The organism is Nocardia sp. NPDC057272 (genome assembly GCF_042668615.1).
Lineage (GTDB): Bacteria > Actinomycetota > Actinomycetes > Mycobacteriales > Mycobacteriaceae > Nocardia.
In genome coordinates, this window is sequence record NZ_JBHUYK010000007.1 from 274,266 (window position 1) to 291,547 (window position 17,282).

The 17,282-nt window shown below is 68.6% G+C and carries 11 protein-coding genes; 7 read left to right on the forward strand and 4 right to left on the reverse strand.

Features of this window, described 5'->3' with window-relative positions; translation table 11 throughout:
* Window positions 1-7: 7 nt before the first annotated feature.
* Together ACFULV_RS13825 and ACFULV_RS13830 are read right to left on the reverse strand one after the other, a co-directional pair.
* On the reverse strand, window positions 8-1,510 hold the full coding sequence (locus ACFULV_RS13825; RefSeq protein WP_378656400.1) for a TIGR02677 family protein: 1,503 nt from the start codon (window positions 1,508-1,510) through the stop codon (window positions 8-10).
* A 132-nt stretch (window positions 1,511-1,642) separates the two neighbouring features.
* Window positions 1,643-2,782, reverse strand: coding sequence for an XRE family transcriptional regulator (locus ACFULV_RS13830; RefSeq protein ID WP_378627384.1), 1,140 nt, complete (start codon window positions 2,780-2,782; stop codon window positions 1,643-1,645).
* A gap of 348 nt (window positions 2,783-3,130) precedes the next feature.
* On the opposite strand from ACFULV_RS13830, the gene ACFULV_RS13835 reads away from it, so the two are divergent.
* A complete protein-coding gene (locus ACFULV_RS13835) occupies window positions 3,131-3,436 on the forward strand; it encodes a hypothetical protein (RefSeq protein WP_056809962.1) in 306 nt (101 codons plus the stop codon).
* Here the strand turns inward: ACFULV_RS13835 and ACFULV_RS13840 are convergent.
* Window positions 3,338-5,911 carry an AMP-binding protein gene (locus ACFULV_RS13840; RefSeq protein WP_378656355.1) on the reverse strand — a complete coding sequence of 858 codons (2,574 nt, stop codon included), beginning with the start codon at window positions 5,909-5,911 and terminating at the stop codon, window positions 3,338-3,340. The genes ACFULV_RS13835 and ACFULV_RS13840 overlap by 99 nt on opposite strands.
* Before the next feature lie 72 nt (window positions 5,912-5,983).
* Window positions 5,984-6,814 carry a PAC2 family protein gene (locus tag ACFULV_RS13845; RefSeq protein WP_235569430.1) on the reverse strand — a complete coding sequence of 277 codons (831 nt, stop codon included), beginning with the start codon at window positions 6,812-6,814 and terminating at the stop codon, window positions 5,984-5,986.
* A 192-nt stretch (window positions 6,815-7,006) separates the two neighbouring features.
* Between ACFULV_RS13845 and metH the strand changes: the two genes are divergently transcribed.
* The 6 genes from metH (at window position 7,007) to ACFULV_RS13875 (ending at window position 17,247) form a co-directional block, all read left to right on the forward strand.
* Window positions 7,007-10,603: a methionine synthase gene (metH, locus tag ACFULV_RS13850; protein WP_378656357.1), complete on the forward strand. Its 3,597-nt coding sequence runs from the start codon at window positions 7,007-7,009 to the stop codon at window positions 10,601-10,603.
* A gap of 231 nt (window positions 10,604-10,834) precedes the next feature.
* On the forward strand, window positions 10,835-12,793 hold the full coding sequence (locus tag ACFULV_RS13855; protein ID WP_378656360.1) for a serine/threonine-protein kinase: 1,959 nt from the start codon (window positions 10,835-10,837) through the stop codon (window positions 12,791-12,793).
* 80 nt (window positions 12,794-12,873) lie between these two features.
* Complete coding sequence (locus tag ACFULV_RS13860) at window positions 12,874-13,545, forward strand: HAD family hydrolase (RefSeq protein ID WP_378627393.1); 672 nt, start codon at window positions 12,874-12,876, stop codon at window positions 13,543-13,545.
* 180 nt (window positions 13,546-13,725) lie between these two features.
* On the forward strand, window positions 13,726-14,589 hold the full coding sequence (locus ACFULV_RS13865; protein ID WP_378656363.1) for an arpA protein: 864 nt from the start codon (window positions 13,726-13,728) through the stop codon (window positions 14,587-14,589).
* A 12-nt stretch (window positions 14,590-14,601) separates the two neighbouring features.
* Window positions 14,602-15,417, forward strand: a complete 816-nt coding sequence (locus ACFULV_RS13870) for a class I SAM-dependent methyltransferase (protein WP_378627397.1) — start codon at window positions 14,602-14,604, stop codon at window positions 15,415-15,417.
* Between the two features lie 9 nt (window positions 15,418-15,426).
* Window positions 15,427-17,247 carry a choline/carnitine O-acyltransferase gene (locus ACFULV_RS13875; protein ID WP_378627399.1) on the forward strand — a complete coding sequence of 607 codons (1,821 nt, stop codon included), beginning with the start codon at window positions 15,427-15,429 and terminating at the stop codon, window positions 17,245-17,247.
* Window positions 17,248-17,282: the final 35 nt, after the last annotated feature.

A 17,282-nucleotide genomic window follows, 5' to 3' on the forward strand; every position in this document is an offset into this window, starting at 1 on the left:
CGCAGTGTCATCGCGCGACCCCGCGGCGGCTCGACTCGCGTACTTCGAGGCGACGGTTGTTCAGATGGAGCAGCCCCGCGGCGGTCCGGATGACCGTCGACCCGTCGCAGGGGCGCACTGTCAATGTGACGCCGTTGTCGGAACCTGTTGTGCCGTCGACCTTTCCGCTCACCGGAACCCAGGCGGTCGAGGCGGCGTCGATCAGGCGCAACAGCACCTCGGTCTCACGCTGATCCAGCACTCGGTCGTGCACATTGCCCTGGGACAGCGAGGCGGCGGCCGCGGCGCGTTCACGCTGCGCCGCCAGTTGGGCCTCCCGCAGCCGCCGCACGCCCGCGTCGTTGCGCGCGATCCGGGCCGGGGCGCCCGCCGTGGGTGCGCGACCCGTTTCGGCGAGCGTGCGGGAGATCTCCAAAGGCGGCGCTTCCCACCAGGATCGGCTGGTGGGGATCAGCTCCGCATCGGGATGCTCGAGCGACAGGTGGCGCGGCTTGCCGAGCCCGAACACCGCGTCATAGAGCGCGTGCGCACTGCCCCCGCTGGGGGTGGCGACGAACCATTCGGCCAGGTGACGCAACGCCGATTCCCGGCTGACGCCACCTCGGCGGGTCTCGGTGACCCGGCGCAGCAGCGACAGCACCGCCGCGATCGCGCTCATCGTCGCCTCGCGGAGCCGATCGGCCTCGCAGGTGTCCGACGACTCGGTGCCCGCGGCGACGAACCAGGTGCGCAGCCCGTCCCAGCGGGAACGCCAATCCGCTTCGCGCTCGTCGATACTCAACAGCACCCGCTCGTCGCACCCGGCCGCGCGGCCGATCAACTGGTCGACGCCGGTTTCCTCGACTTCGCCGATCGCGGCCGCCAGCCGCGGGGCGAACCGGGCCAGATCCATGCTGAACTCCCGCATGTGTGCCAGCAGCGCGTCCTTGTGCGCGAGGAAGGATTCCGGCGTGATCTCGGTGGTGCGCACCAGATCGCCCAGTGACAGGTAGAAATGCGCGGCGCGCGCGGCCATGTCGGTGAGCGCGGCGTCGAGCCTGCGCAAGGTGGTGTAGACCCGCTCGGCGTCGCCGTCGCGGTTGGCGGCGGAGAGGGTGCGCAGGTCGGCGAGCAGCTCGGGCAGCACCAGCCGAGACAGCGACGCGTCCTCCATCCGGGCCGCGAGCACCCCGGCCACCGCCCGGTAGGCCTGGAACCCGGCCTGCGCGAACTGGTAGACGTAGTGCCGGTTGCGGTACTCGGCCAGGGTGGCCGCACGGGTGCCGTCGTAGCTGCGTTCGAGCACACCCCAGCGATGCAGCTGCTCGAGCAGGGGACCGATCTCGACCGCGGGCAGTGGGACGCCCGCGGCCGCCTCGGCTCGACCGCCCGCCTCGGCTCGCGCTATCCACTCGGCGACGTCGTCGGCGTGCAACAACACCACGTAGGCGGCACGAGCGCTGTCGAAGGCGCGCAGCACCCGCAGGTAGTCGGCGCGCTTCTCGGCGGTCGCGAACGAGAACAACCGCAGACGCTCGTCCCACAGGGCGGGTACGGCGCTGGGCAGGCCGTCGGCGGAGTCGGTCACCGTAGACAGGTTAGTGGTGGCCTTCCCGTGCTCCGCCGGACCCGTCCCCGATCGGCGTGGCATCGCCACGCGAGCTCACCCGACATTGAGCGATCGCAGCTGCTCGAGGAACGTTTGGGTGCGGTGATCTCCTGGGTACCGTTCGATGATCTCCCTGGCCGCCTCGCCCGCGATCCACGCCAGTGACGGCAGCGACTTGCGCCCCGCGGAGAACGCCGCGACACCCTCCTCGACCGCGCGCTCGAGATCGCGATCGCGCACGGCCACGACGGCCAGGGTGAGCCGCGCCTCCGAGACCCGCATGGGATTGCGGACCGAACCGTCCGGTCGGGTCGAATCGCTGATCACCTGCTGGGCGTAGCGCTCGGCCAGTCGATCCTGGCCCGCCACCCGGCAGCAGTCCATCGCGTAGAAGTCGAACTTCGTGGCGTCGACGACGAAGTGGTTGTCCAGATCGGCCGGATGACCCATCCGCGACAGGATCGCCCTGCCCTCGTCGAGGGCGGTCTGCACATTGCGGCGATCACCGAGCCGGGCCCAGCCCTTGGCGCGCTGCGCCGCCAACTGCACCCCCACGCTCGACGACGTGGTACCCGCCATCGCCTTCTCCGAGACATCGATCGCGCCACGGAAGTTGCCCTGGGTCAACGCGAACCACGCCGACATCTCCGCGGCCCACCCGACGATCTCGGCATTGCCCGCCTCGCGGCCCAGCGAATCGGCGGCTCGGCGGGTGGCCTCGGCGCCACCCCGGCGGCCCAGATCGTAGTCGACGCAACCGACCAGCAACGCGACCCAGCCTGCCAGGACGAGGATTTCGCGATGCTGGCTCAGCGTCAGTCTGCCGTCGAGCAGAGAGGTGATCCGGCGCAGCCACGCGGTCCCCTCGGTGTGCAGTGCGTAGGGGTCGGCGTAGGCGTATTCGCAGCACAGCCTTTCGGCGGTGATCCGCACCGCGTCCAGGGTGGCGCTGTTGACGTCGGACATTCTGAGTCGTCCGATGAACTCCAGAGTGTCCATACCGGTTGCCGATAACAGCTCGTCATCCCGGTTAGGACGGGACTTCGGGAAGAACGCGGCGGGGACGGTGTCGAACGCGGCCGCGATGATCGGCGCGTAGAACTCGTCAGGTCGCGATTCCCCGGATTCCCAGCGGCGCCAGTTGCGCAGCAGGGTACTGTCCGTCGGCAGGTTGTGGGAGGACTTGGCACGCATAGCGCGAACGGCATCGGCTTGCGACCACCCCCTCGCGTCACGTTCCGAGCGCATCCGAACAGCCCAGACGGGTCGATCATCAGTTGCGGTCACGGCGGTAGTATTCCACCAGTTAACGTTCGGCGTCCCGGATAGGGCATGTAGATGTCATCGGATTGACATCTGCTGCCGGGGGCCATGATTGTTCATGATGTAAGCAGGTACTCGGCTCGACAACCGGATGCCGGCTTTGCAGGAGAGCTTGCAGGGCAACGAAGTACCCCCGCGTGGCGTGCCGCGCGACGCGGGGGGATCGGTACACGACAGGTCCGACAACAGAACAGCGATCCCAATCCAACGGAGGTTCGGGTGGAAGCGTTGATCTATGGATACTTGCGGGACGATCTGGCTGATGGTCAGAGCGACCAATTGGAGGATGCGCTACGCAGCCTCGCGCGGACCGCGGGCATGTGTTTCGCCGCGACGTTCCACGAAGCACCCGCGGGTGACGGTGCGGCGTTCGCCGAACTCACCCAGGAATTGAAGCGGGCCGATGCTCACCACGTGGTGGTGCCGTCACTCGATCACCTTGCCGGTCAGACGATTCCGCGTGACCTGCTGATCGCGAAGCTGGCGCACGAGGCGGCCGCTCAAGTGCTGACCCTGGAGCGTTAGCCATGGGATCCGATGCCTGCACCGATCCACCATCTCGGTAGCGGCCGCTCCGGCGGCCAGGCAGGCCACCAGTGCGAGCAATCGCTGGTCGCCGAACGCCGGGTACACCTGCCAGTGCAGCAGATACGCGAACAACGAGCTGTCGGCCACCGCCACCGCCACCACGGCGACGACGGCGGGCACGCGCAGCGCGGGCAGCCAGATCAAGATCAGAATGCCCGCCATGACAAGGCGTTCCCGCTCGGTGACGCCAAAGTATCCGGGCACACAAGCCAGCAGCACGGCGCTGACGATCAGCCGCTGCCAGACCGCCGTCGCCTTCGCTCCGGCCCAGCCGAGAACGAAGTACCAACAGGCCAGCGGTGACAACGCGATATCGCGTGCGGGATAGAGCCCGAACGAATGCCAGCGCAAGACCAGGGTGAGGCCGAGCAGGCCGAGGGCGAACCAGAACGGTGCCCGCCGCTCCCAGCCGTCGATCCGGGGGATCCGGATCAGCAGCGCGCAGGCCACGGTGCAGTACACGAGCACTTCCAGGAACCACAGGTGTCCCGCCGTGTCATTGCGGGGTCCGAGGATCTTGTTGAGCAGCAACACATTCTGCCAGCCGTAATAGCCGGGTTGCCAGACCATCGTGATCAGGACCCAGAGCGCGGTCGGCACCGCGATCATCGCCACGGCCCGCCCGGTGAGTCGCAGTCGCCGGGCGCGCGGGGCCGAACTCACCGCGAACCGGGCGAAGTTGTAGCCCGCCACGGCCAGCAGCACGTGCGCGGCGCCCCAGAGTTCGAACAGCTGGATGTGCGAGCCGAGGATCAGCACGATCCCGATCGCGCGCAGAGCCGTCGAGGAGTCGAGGGCCCGGCCGAAGCGGGCGCGGGTACGGGGAGATCGCCCCAGGTCGGCGATCGAACGTTGTGGCCAGTCGGTGGGCAGGGTGCCGAGCACCCGCTCGAGGCGTGCCGCCACGGTGACGTAACTCAGCGAACTGCCACCCAGGTCCGCGAAACTGTGTGCGGGCGAGATCGTCTCGATCGGCAGGCCGAGGGCGTCGGCGTAGATCGCGCCGACGTCGTCACCCGGGCTCGCCGGTGTGATCGCGATCGCGCGCACTGCCGGATAGTCGATTTTTCCGGTGGCCAGCCGAGGCAGTTCGGCGACGACGGCCACGCTGATCGCGGTGGCGGGCAGCCCCGTCACCTGGGCGATCAGTCGCGCGGCCGCCGCCCCGTGCGCTCGGCGCGAGGTCGCCGACGCTGCCGGGCGGGGGAGTATCGCCGCGATGACCCGGCTGCCGTCGTCGGTGCAGGCGGTGGCGAAACCGGCTGCGGCCAGCTCCGATTCGACGCGGCCCAGATCGATGCGCAGACCGAACAGCTTGGCGAAGCGGCTGCGCCTGCCGACGACCTGGTACAGCCCGTCGGGGGTGCGCCGGGCCAGATCGCCGGTACGCAGGGCGTCGACCGTGCGGCCCAGGGCCAGGTCGGCCGAGCAGCGGGCGTAGCCGAGCATCACGTTCGGGCCGTGGTAGACGAGTTCCTCCGCGGCGCCGTCGTCGACCGGTGCCAAGGTGAAATGGCCGCCCGGGACGGGGATTCCGATGCAATCGGGGTGCTCGTCGGCCGATTCCGGTGGGAGATACGCCATTCGGGCGGTGGCCTCGGTCTGGCCGTACATCACGAAGAACCGCCAGCCCGCGGCCGCGCCGAGCCGCGCGTAGGTCCGGACCCTGGCCGGGTCGAGCCTGCCGCCCGCCTGGGTCACGTATCGCAGATCAGGCAGTGACATCCGCGCGAAGCCGATCCGGTCGAGGAGATCGACGGTGTAGGGCACCGCGGCGAGCGAGGTGGCCCGGTGCGCGCGGAACTCGTCCCAGAACTCGGGCTCGAGCACCGAGCGCTCGGTGAGCAGCAGGCTCGCGCCGCGCAACAGATGACTGTGGACCACCGACAGGCCGTAGCAGTAGAACAGCGGCAGGGTGGTCGCCGCGCGGTCGTCCGGGCCGATACCGAGGTACTCGGCGATGGATTCGGCGTTGGCGCTGAGATTGCGCGCCGACAGCCGCACCAGCTTCGGCGACCCGGTCGACCCGGAGGTGCTGAGCAACAGCGTTAACTCCGGGTGCAGCCGGTGCGCCGACCGCGAGCGGTTCGCGATGACCCGGCCCCGGTCGATGATCACGTCCGGGTCGTAGGTTGCGGCCAGTTCGCCGGTGAGCTCGCCGGTGAGCAAGACCGCGCACCCCGCGTCGAGTGCGCCGAGGTAGGCAACGAGGGAGTCGAGATCGTTGCCCGCGGTGAGCGCGACGAGCCGGCGAACCGGTCCCAGTCCGGCCGAGAACTCCGCGACGCGGTCGGCGAGCTGGGCATAGGTCACCGAGGTGATGGTGCCGGTGGAGTCGGGCCCCGCCGGGTGCAGCACCGCGATGCGGTCGTCGAAACCACGCAGATGGGCGACGATCGGCAGGGTCGGCACGCGAAAAAGTCTAGGCGGCGTGCCGAGGGCGGCCGAGAGGCGCCTGTGCGGCGAACTCCCGGTGAACGAGAACTAGAGGCCGAAGCTGCCGGGCCCGCGTCTGCGCAGGTACTTCTCGAACTCGGCCGCGATGGCGTCGCCGTCGATCTTGGACATGGTCTCGTTGAGGTCGATCGCCGCGTCGCCGCGCTCCTCGAGCGAGCGCACGTACTCGCTGATCTCCTCGTCGCCGAGGGTCATCTCGTTGACCGCGGCTTCCCACTCCTCGGCCTGTTTCGGCAGCTCACCGAGCGGAACCTCGATATCGAGGACGTCTTCGACCCGGTGCAGCAGCGCGATCGTCGCCTTCGGGTTCGGCGGCTGCGACACATAGTGCGGGACGGCGGCCCAGAACGACACCGCGGGCACCCCGGCCTTCACGCACTGGTCCTGCAGTACGCCGGTGATCCCGGTCGGACCCTCGTACCTGGTCTGTTCCAGGCTGAATCGCTCGGCGGCCTCGGGGCTGTAGGCCGAACCGGTCACCGGCACCGGCCGGGTGTGGGGGGTATCGGCCAGCAGCGCGCCGAGGATGACGACCGTCTCCACGCCGAGCTGCTCGATGAACTCGAGCAGGTCGTCGCAGAAACTGCGCCATTTCATGTTCGGTTCGATGCCACGCAGCAACACCACGTCGCGGTCGCTACCGGGCGGGGAACACACCGACAGCATCGTCGAGGGCCACTGGATCTCCCTGGTCACCCCGTCGACCTGACGGACTGTCGGCCGGTTCACCTGGTAGTCGTAGTAGTCCTCGGAATCGAGTTCGGCCAGCGGCTCGGCATCCCAGATCAACTCCAGATGTTCGATGGCGCCACTGGCGGCATCGCCGGCGTCGTTCCAGCCCTCGAAGGCGGCAACCATGACGGGATTGCGCAACGTCGGCAGTTCCGTCTCGGGGGTCTCACTGGCATCCACCCGGTCAGCCTAGTGTCTTGTGCGAATTGTTTTGCGGTGACCGACGGTGTTGCGTGTTTCCACCGGGAACAGTGGCGCAGGCCACTCGATTCACCCACAGTGGTCTCGTTCGTCGGGGGTGCCCTCTAGTCTTGAATCATGTCTGCGTCCTTGCCCACCGGGTTCGATACCACGCTCCTCGACACGCTGCGGCGGCGTGTCGTCATCGGCGACGGCGCGATGGGCACGATGTTGCAGGCCGCGGATCTGTCGCTCGACGACTTCCGCGGCCTCGAGGGATGCAACGAGATCCTCAACGACACCCGCCCGGATGTGCTCGCCGAGATTCACCGCGCCTACTTCGCCGCGGGCGCGGATGCGGTGGAGACCAACACCTTCGGCTGCAACCTGCCCAACCTCGCCGACTACGACATCCAGGACCGGATCCGCGATCTGTCCGAGCGCGGCACCCGCATCGCCCGCGATGTCGCCGACGAGATGGGTCCGTCCGCCGACGGCACCCCGCGCTATGTCCTCGGCTCGATGGGCCCCGGCACGAAGCTGCCGACCCTGGGCCACGCGCCGTTCGTCTCGCTGCGCGACGCCTACACCGAAGCCGCGCTCGGCATGCTCGACGGCGGTGCCGATGCCATCCTCATCGAGACCTGCCAGGACCTGCTCCAGGTCAAGGCGGCGATCACCGGCAGCCGCCGGGCGATGATCGCGGCGGGCCGCCGGATCCCGATCATCACCCACGTCACCGTGGAGACCACCGGCACCATGCTGGTCGGCAGTGAGATCGGCGCGGCGCTCACCGCGCTGGAACCGCTCGGTATCGACATGATCGGGCTGAACTGCGCGACCGGCCCCGCGGAGATGAGTGAGCACCTGCGGCACCTGTCGCGCCACGCCACCATCCCGGTGTCGGTGATGCCGAACGCCGGTCTGCCCGTGCTCGGTGCCAACGGCGCCGAGTACCCGCTCACCCCCGAAGAGCTCGCCGTCGCGATGAGCGGGTTCGTGTCCGAGTTCGGGCTCTCGCTGGTCGGTGGCTGCTGTGGCACCACCCCGGAGCACATTCGCCAGGTCGCCGAGGCGGTGCGCGAGGTCGAGAAGACGCTGCCCGCGATCGAGGATCGGCGCCACCCCGAGCACGAGCCTGCCGTCTCGAGCATGTACACCGCGGTGCCGTTCGAGCAGGACGCGTCGATCATGATGATCGGCGAGCGCACCAATGCCAACGGCTCCAAGGCTTTCCGTGACGCGATGCTGGCCGCCGACTGGCAGCGGTGCCTCGAGATCGCCAAGGACCAGACCCGCGACGGCGCGCACATGCTCGACCTCTGCGTCGACTACGTGGGCCGCGACGGTGCCGACGACATGAACGAGCTGGCCTCACGGCTGGCCACCGCCTCGACGCTGCCGATCATGCTCGACTCCACCGAGGTGCCGGTGTTGCAGGCGGGTCTGCAGCACCTGGGTGGCCGGTGTGCGGTGAACTCGGTGAACTACGAGGACGGCGCGGGCCCGGATTCGCGGTTCCAGCAGATCATGCGGCTGGTCTCCGAGCACGGTGCCGCCGTCGTCGCGCTGACCATCGACGAAGAGGGTCAGGCTCGCACGGCCGATCACAAGGTCGCGATCGCCCAGCGGCTCATCGACGACATCACCGGCAACTGGGGCCTGGCCGAGTCCGACATCATCATCGACACCCTGACGTTCACCCTGGGCACCGGGCAGGAGGAGTCGCGCAAGGACGGCGAGGAGACGATCAAGGCCATCCGCGAGCTCAAGCGCCGCCGCCCGCAGGTGCAGACCACCCTGGGTCTGTCGAATATCTCCTTCGGTCTGAACCCGGCCGCCCGGCAGGTGCTGAACTCGGTGTTCATGCACGAATGTGTCGAAGCGGGACTGGATTCGGCGATCGTGCACGCGTCGAAGATCCTGCCGATGAGCCGGATCCCCGACGAGCACCAGCAGGTGGCCCTCGATCTGATCTATGACCGCCGCACCGAGGACTACGACCCGCTGCAGAAGCTGATGGCGTTGTTCGAGGGTGTCTCGACGGCCTCGTCGAAGGCCTCGCGCGCCGAGGAAATGGCGCTGCTGCCCTTGTTCGAGCGTCTCGAGCGGCGCATCGTCGACGGTGAACGCAACGGTCTCGGTGACGATCTCGACGAGGCGATGCAGACCGTGCCGCCGCTGCAGATCATCAACGAGACCCTGCTCTCGGGCATGAAGACCGTCGGTGAACTGTTCGGTTCGGGCCAGATGCAGCTGCCGTTCGTGTTGCAGTCGGCCGAGGTGATGAAAACCGCTGTCGCGCACCTGGAACCGCACATGGAAGCCACCGACGACGCGGGTAAGGGCCGGATCGTGCTGGCCACGGTGAAGGGCGATGTCCACGACATCGGCAAGAACCTGGTCGACATCATCTTGTCCAACAACGGCTACGAGGTGGTGAACCTCGGCATCAAGCAGCCCATCGCGACCATTCTCGACGCCGCGCAGGACAAGAAGGCCGACGTGATCGGCATGTCCGGGCTGCTGGTGAAGTCGACCGTGGTGATGAAGGAGAACCTCGGCGAACTCAACTCCAAGGGTGTCGCAGAACAGTTCCCGGTGCTGCTCGGTGGCGCCGCGCTGACTCGCTCCTACGTGGAGAACGACCTCACCGCGGTCTACGACGGCGACGTGTACTACGCCCGCGACGCCTTCGAGGGCCTGCGGTTGATGGACGAGATCATGACCGTCAAGCGTGGCGGCGGGCTCGACCCGGACAGCCCGGCGGCGATCGCCGCCAAGGAGAAGGCCGCCGAGCGCAAGGCGCGTCATGAGCGGTCCAAGCGGATCGCGGCCGAGCGCAAGGCCGCCGAGGCGCCGATCGTGGTGCCCGAACGCTCCGATGTGGCCACGGATCTGCCCGTGCCGACGCCGCCGTTCTGGGGCACCCGGGTGATCAAGGGTCTGCCGCTGGCGGAGTATTCGGGTCTGCTCGACGAGCGGGCACTGTTCCTCGGCCAGTGGGGTCTGCGCGGTCAGCGTGCCGGGGACGGGCCGACCTATGAGGACCTGGTGGAGACCGAGGGCCGGCCGCGGTTGCGCGCCTGGCTCGACCGGCTCGCCACCGAGGGTGTGCTCCAGCACGCGGCCCTGGTCTACGGGTACTTCCCGGCGGTGTCGGAGGGTGACGAGGTCATCGTGCTGACCGAGCCGAATCCGGATGCGCCGGAACGGTATCGGTTCACCTTCCCGCGTCAGCAGCGCGACAGGTTCCTGTGCATCGCCGACTTCATCCGCTCGCGCGAGCAAGCTCGTGCGACCGGACAGGTCGACGTGTTGCCGTTCCAGCTGGTGACGATGGGTCAGCCGATCGCCGACTTCGCGAACGCGTTGTTCGCCGCCGACAACTACCGCGACTACCTCGAGGTGCACGGCATCGGTGTGCAGCTCACCGAGGCGCTGGCCGAGTACTGGCATCGCCGGGTGCGCGAGGAACTGACCGTCGACGGCAAGTCCGTCGCCGCCGACGATCCCGCCGACATCCAGGACTACTTCAAGCTCGGCTACCGGGGCGCTCGCTACTCCTTCGGCTACGGTGCCTGCCCTGACCTGGAAGATCGTGCCAAGCTGGTCGACCTGCTCGACGCGGGCCGGGTCGGGGTGACGCTGTCGGAGGAACTGCAGTTGCACCCCGAACAGTCGACGGACGCGTTCGTGCTGCTGCATCCGGAGGCGAAATACTTCAACGCCTGAGAGACTGCAGGCACAGAGATACACGCGTCGGCAGATCGGACCGGTCCCGCGGACCGGTCCGATTGTCGTTGCGGCGCATGTGAGTCTGGTCACGATGCGGCGCTGGGTCCATGGACCGGGCTGTCCCGCAACAGGATCGAAGCAGTTCAGCACGTAGGATTTTCGAAAGTTTCATCCCGCTGTGGCGCGGAGGGCGAGACGACTCAGCGGTAAGCAGGAGGGGCACACGATATGACATCGGATCGGTTGATCGCGGGACGCTATCGACTCACCGACCCGATCGGCACGGGCGCGATGGGAGTCGTGTGGCGCGCCACCGATGTCCGGCTGCGGCGCACCGTCGCGGTGAAGCAAGTGCTGCTCGCACCCGGTCTCACCGGTACGCAAGCACTCGAAGGAAAACTGCGCGCGATGCGGGAGGGCCGGATCGCGGCCCGTCTGCACCATCCCAACGCCATCACCGTCTTCGATGTGGCCGAAGAGGACGGCCAGCCGTGGCTGGTCATGGAATACATGAACGCGCCGAGCCTCGCGGTGAAGCTGGCGGGTGGGGTGACGTTGCCGCCGATCGAGGTGGCGGGGATCGGCGCCCAGGCCGCCGCGGCGCTGTCCGCCGCGCACGACGCCGGGATCATGCACCGGGATGTGAAACCGGCCAACCTGCTCGTCGGCGACGACGGCACGGTCAAACTCACCGACTTCGGCATCTCGCACGCGACCGGCGACGTCACCGTCACCGCCACCGGCTTCCTGGCGGGCACCCCCGCCTATCTGGCGCCCGAGATCGCGCGCGGCGACAACCCGAAACCCGCCGCCGACGTGTTCGCTCTCGGCTCGACGCTGTACGCCGCCTCCGAAGGCGCCCCGCCGTTCGGTGAGGGCGACAACCCCCTGGCTGTGCTGCACGCCGTCGCGCGCGGTGTGGTGCCCGAGCCGAAGAACGCGGGCCCGCTCGCCCCGGTCCTGATGTGGCTGCTGACCGCTTCCGCCGACGACCGGCCGACGATGGCGCAGGCCCGGGTCGCGCTGGAAGACGTCGCGGCGGGCCGTGTTCCGGCGCTGCCCGCCTCGGCCACGAAGATTCTGCCGATGAGCGAGGCGGCCACGACGCCGACTCCGTCGGCTGGCGCACCCGCGAACGGGGGCGCACCGGCGAAGTCGGGCGCGGCAGCGTTGTTCGGCAGCGGTCTCGCGAAGGCCAAAGCTGCCCGCTCGGCCATCTCTGGCCGAAATTCGACCGGCGTGCCGCATGCGTCCGACGTCAGCGGGGGTGCGGCGTCCGGCGCGGGCGGCAACGCCGCGGGCCGAGCGGATGGGGCAAGCGACCGAGCGGCGGCAGGCGGGGTTGGGCAGGCAGGCGCGGTGCGGCAGGCAGCGGCGGGCGATCCCGGCCTCGTTCGGCCGCGCGACGCCGTGTCCTCGGCCGCGGACGGTGTCGAACGCGCCGGTGCCCAGGCGCAGCTGCGCGCCGAGGCCGCAGCCGGGCCGACAGACGGCTCCGGCCTGCACCCCGCGTTCCCCGCCCCGCCGTCGCGCACCGACCGCGCGAACAACAGCCGCGCCGTGCTGCTGTTGGCCGCGGCCGTCGCCGCCTTCACGGTGATGCTGGTGGTGCTGGTGGTCACCCGTGACCGGGGCGGTGACTCCGATCAGCAGGCGCAGGTCCCGGCATCGCCGGTCACCGTCACCACCGTGGTCGACGGCAAGGTGAGCACGGTCGTCATCGTGCCCGAGCAGGAAACGATCACCGTGTCCGCCCCGCCCGAGGCCCTGCCGGGCGGTGCGACGAGCACCGGCGCTACCCCGACCAGCACGTCCGCCAAGCCCACCCCCACCACCTCGAAACCGACCAGCACGACCATCACCACCACGCCGTTCGGTCCACCGACCCCGGACCGGATCAACCAGTTCATCGCCGGGTACTACGGCATGCTGCCCGGCAATATCGGCGGGGCGTGGGCGCAGCTCGCTCCCGGCTACCAGGCGCAGACCGGCGGGTTCGGGCAGTACTCGTCGTTCTGGTCGTCGGTGCGGTCGGTGACTGTCGGCTCGATCACCCCCAGCGGGCCGAACCGCGCGGTCGTCACGCTCACCTATCAGCTCGCCAATGGCACCGTGACCTCGGAGAACCGGTGGATCCAGGTCTCCGGCGACGCGGGCAACCTGCAGATCGCCGGATCGGGCGTCTGAGGCAGACCCGTTACCCTGAACGGGGTCCGGCGAGCGCAGGGCATTTCGGCGATGTGTGACGAGAACGAGGCGAGTAACAGGTGAGCGCGCGACCGGCCGCGGTGCTGTGGGACATGGACGGCACGCTGCTCGATTCGGAGAAGCTGTGGGACATCGCGGTTCGTGAACTGGCCCGCGAACACGGTCGCGAGCTGACCGACGAGGTCCGCCACGCCCTGATCGGCGCCTCCGGCCCCAACGCGCTGCGGATGCTCTTCGACGGTATCGGCCTCGACCCGTCGCCGCAGACGATCGTCGAGGCGGGGGAGTTCCTGGAGCGCCGGGTCACCGAGCTGATGCTCGGCCCGATCCCGTGGCGCCCCGGCGCCAAGGACGCGCTGGCGATGGTGCGCGAGGCGGGCATGAAGTCCGCGCTGGTGACCAACACCAAGCGTTCGCTCACCGAATACGGCCTCGACACCCTCGGCCGCGACTTCTTCGACACCTCCGTCTGCGGTGACGAGGTGGCCCACGGCAAGCCCGATCCGGCCGTCTACCGCCGCGCCGCGGAACTGCTCGGGGTCGACCCGGGTGACTGTGTCGCGATCGAGGACTCGCCGACCGGTTCGCTCGCGGCACAGGGCGCGGGCTGCGGTCTGATTGTGATTCCGTGCGAGATCGCGGTTCCCGAGGCGCCGGGGCGGGTATTCCGGGAGTCGCTGATCGGTTTGTCGGTCGATGATCTGCGAGTCGCACTCGACGCACGCGTGTGAATCTTTCGACAGCGGAGCGTGATAGGGCGTAATAGCCTACCGTGATAGTACCGAAACCCAGGTTGAATCTACGAAAACTGTTGCCGCACAGTTGATTTCGCCCGATTGTGATCTTCCCGGGATATGCCCGATTTGTCGAAACCACGGGCGCTCGCCCGAATATTCCCGCAAACTGGGTACATGACGGGCACGCGGGGGCTTGACGAAATCGTCGACATCGCACGGTATCCACTCACCGATCTCGGTGGTTCGGGCAGGCAGGCGGCTGTCGACGCCGCCCGCGCCGGGCTGGCCGAGGACGGCTGTACGGTGCTGCGCGAGTTCATTCGCCCGCAGCTGCTCGATACGCTGCGCGCCGAGGGGGAGGCGATCGCACCGCACGCCCACTACAAGGTGGAGCGGGTCAACGCCTACAACATTCCCCTCGACGCCGATCTGCCCGCCGGCCATCCGGCGCGGATCGTGCTCGATCGCGGTAACGCGTTCGTGGCCCGCGACCGGATCCCGGCCGAGGCGCTGATCCACCGCCTCTACACCGACCCGGTGTTCCAGCGCTTCGTCGCCGACTGTTTCGAACTCGAGGATCTGCACGAATTCGCCGACCCACTGGCAGGTTTGTGCCTGAACGTGGTCGAGCCGGGGATGTCGCATCCGTGGCATTTCGACACGAACGAATTCACCGTGAGCATGCTCACGCGCAAGCCCGACGCCGGCGGCGTGTTCGAGTACTGCCCCAATATCCGCGACCCGCACGCCGAGCACCTCGACGACGTGCGCGCCGTGCTCACCGGTAACGGCACCCGGTTCATTCGCGCGCTGGAACTGCGCCCCGGCGATCTGCAGCTGTTCAAGGGCCGCTTCTCTCTGCACCGCGTCACCGAGGTGGCCGGTGCGAGCCAACGACATTCGGCGATTTTCGCCTACACGGACCGTCCAGGGGTGATCGGCACGGTCGAACGCACCAGGCAGTTGTTCGGCCGTGTCCTGCCCGACCATGTGGCCGCCGCGGCCGACGCCGTCCGAGGTGACCGACTGCTCGACTGAGAGGAACCGCCCATGTCCGTTCCGTTGCACACCACCGGCAAAGCATCCTTCGACGACATCTACGAAAGTCCGGATCCGCGTGCGTACTTCGCACGGATGAACGAGCTGGACTACCGGATCCCGGAACTGGCGAAGCCGCACTTCGCCGAGCAGCTGCGCCAGCTGCGGGCCGCTCGGCCGGGCCGGATCCCGACGGTGCTCGACCTCGGGTGCTCCTACGGGGTGAACGCGGCACTGCTGCGCACCGACACCACCGTCGACGAATTGGCCGGGCACTACCGTGATCACGTCGACACCGACAAGATCGGGCTGATCGCCGCCGACCGGGAGCGGTTGCGTGGCGATCTGATGCCCGACGTACGCTTCATCGGGATGGACGCCGCACGCCCGGCGCTGACCTACGCCCACGCCGCCGGACTCCTGCACGACTACGTGCACGCCGACCTCGAGGCCACCGAGCCCACCGAGGCGCAGCGCCGTGTGCTGGCCTCCGCCGATCTGGTGATCTCCACCGGATGCGTCGGCTACATCACCGAGAAAACCCTGTCCAGGGTCGCCCAAGCAGATCCGCGCAAGCGACCGTGGATGGCGCATTTCGTGTTGCGGATGTTCGATTTCGGTCCCATCGCCGAGGAACTGGCCGCGCTCGGCTACCGCAGCGAGCAACGTCCCGGTATGTTCCAGCAGCGGAGGTTCGCCTCGTCGCAGGAACGTGAACAAGTGCTGGATGCGTTGGCGGCCAAGGGAATCGACACCACCGACCACGAAGCCGAAGGCTGGCTCTACGCCAACCTGTTCCTGTCCCGCCCGCATCCCATCGAGACCTGAGGACTTGGATTGAACCAACCCACGTTCGCCGCCGAAGACACGCTGCCCCGGGTACCGCTGCCGAGTCTGGACGACAGTTGCGCGCGGTTCCTGCAGTGGTGTCAGCCCCTGCTCGGCGCCGAAGATTACGCCACCACCGAGGGCGCGGTAGCCGAGCTGCTGCGCCCCGGTGGGGCCGGGCGCGCGCTGCACGCCGCCCTCGCCGACTACGACGCCACCCCCGGCGTCGGTAGCTGGCTCGACGAATTCTGGCCGTCCCGGTATCTGGGCCGTCGGGACCGGATCGCGCTGAACGCCAACTTCGTGTTCCTGTTCCGTGACGACACCCCGCTGGCGGCGTCGACCGTCGCCGGGCAGGCCGAGCGCGCCGCCGCGATCATCGGGGCGGCAGTCGATTACAAGCTGGCATTGGACGCGGAGAAGATCCCGCCGGTGACCCAGCGCGGGCAGGCGCTGTCGATGTGGCAGAACAAGTACCTGTTCTCCGAGACCCGGATTCCCGGCGAGATCCAGGACAGCGTCCGCAAGCCCTACAGCCCGGAATGGCCCGGCCCCTCGGATGCCCGGCACATCGCGGTCTTCTACCGCGGCAACATCTTCCGGATGGATGTCATCGGACCCGACGGCGCGCCGTACGCGTTCGACGACGTGGTCGACGGGCTGCGCGCGGTGATCAAGGGCGGCACCAAGCCCGCCGCGACCGACACCTCGGTCGGCCATCTCACCACGAAAGCCCGTGCGGCATGGGCGCGCAGCCGGGAAGTGCTGCGCACCGAGCCCGCCAATGTCGAGGCCTTCGACGCGGTGGAGACGGCGCTGTTCTCGGTGTGCCTGGAAGACTTCGCCCCGCGCGACGAACTGCACGCCTGCGATCAGCTGCTCCACGGTGACAGCGGCAACCGCTACTTCGACAAGTCGGTGTCGTTCATCGTCTTCGCCGACGGTCAGGCCGGCATCAATATCGAGCACTGCGGACTCGACGGCACCACCGTGCTGTCGTTCGTCGACGCGCTGCTCGAGCGGACCGCCCAGGATCACGCGGCGACCAGCGGCGCGCAGTCGCAGGGGCTGCCCTCGGTGGAGCCGATCGAGTTCGTGCTCGACTCCGCCGCGCGCGCCGACATCGCCGCGGCGGGTGCCGACTTCGCCCGCTTCGCCGCCGACACGGCCACCTCGCTGGTGTCGTTCGACGACTTCGGCACCGGCGAGGCCAAGAAGCTGGGCATCTCACCCGATGCCTTCGCTCAGCTCAGCTACCAGCTCGCCCACCGGCGCAGCAAGGGGCTCACCGGCGCCACCTACGAATCCATCGCCACCCGGCAGTTCCGCAACGGCCGCACCGAGGCCATGCGCGTGGTGACCCCGGAGATGGTGGCGTTCGTCGACGCGATGGTGTCCGACGACGCCGACTCCGCGACCAAGCTGGCCGCGGCGCGCACCGCCGCGTCCGCCCACGTCGCGCGGGCCAAGGAATGCCAAGCCGGGCAGGCGCCCGAGCAGCACCTGTGGGAACTGGAATGGATCCAGCGCCGCCGCGGCGAACAGCTCGGCGTCGCCGATGAGCGGATCGCGCTGTTCGACAGCCCCGGCTGGACGGTCATGCGCGACGACTACCTCTCGACCAGCTCGGCTCCGTCGAAGTACATCCGCTACTTCGGCTTCGGCTCGACCAGCCCGCGCTGCATCGGCATCGCTTACGTGCTGCTGCCGGATCGGTGGAACATCTACCTGGCCACCCCCAAATCGGTGTCCGACCAGATGTACGCCTTCGCCGATCACCTGCGCACCGCCGTAGCCGACCTGCGCGAACTGCTCGCTCAACCGGCGTGATCGTTTCCCGGCGTGCCGCACCGCGCGGTGCGCCG

Excerpts from the sequence above, each read along its gene's own strand:
- ACFULV_RS13830 (WP_378627384.1), bottom strand. The coding sequence starts at position 2,782 with ATGCGTGCCAAGTCCTCCCACAACCTGCCGACGGACAGTACCCTGCTG.
- ACFULV_RS13845 (WP_235569430.1), bottom strand. The coding sequence starts at position 6,814 with ATGGTTGCCGCCTTCGAGGGCTGGAACGACGCCGGCGATGCCGCCAGT.
- metH (WP_378656357.1), top strand. The coding sequence starts at position 7,007 with ATGTCTGCGTCCTTGCCCACCGGGTTCGATACCACGCTCCTCGACACG.
- ACFULV_RS13855 (WP_378656360.1), top strand. The coding sequence starts at position 10,835 with ATGACATCGGATCGGTTGATCGCGGGACGCTATCGACTCACCGACCCG.
- ACFULV_RS13865 (WP_378656363.1), top strand. The coding sequence starts at position 13,726 with ATGACGGGCACGCGGGGGCTTGACGAAATCGTCGACATCGCACGGTAT.
- ACFULV_RS13870 (WP_378627397.1), top strand. The coding sequence starts at position 14,602 with ATGTCCGTTCCGTTGCACACCACCGGCAAAGCATCCTTCGACGACATC.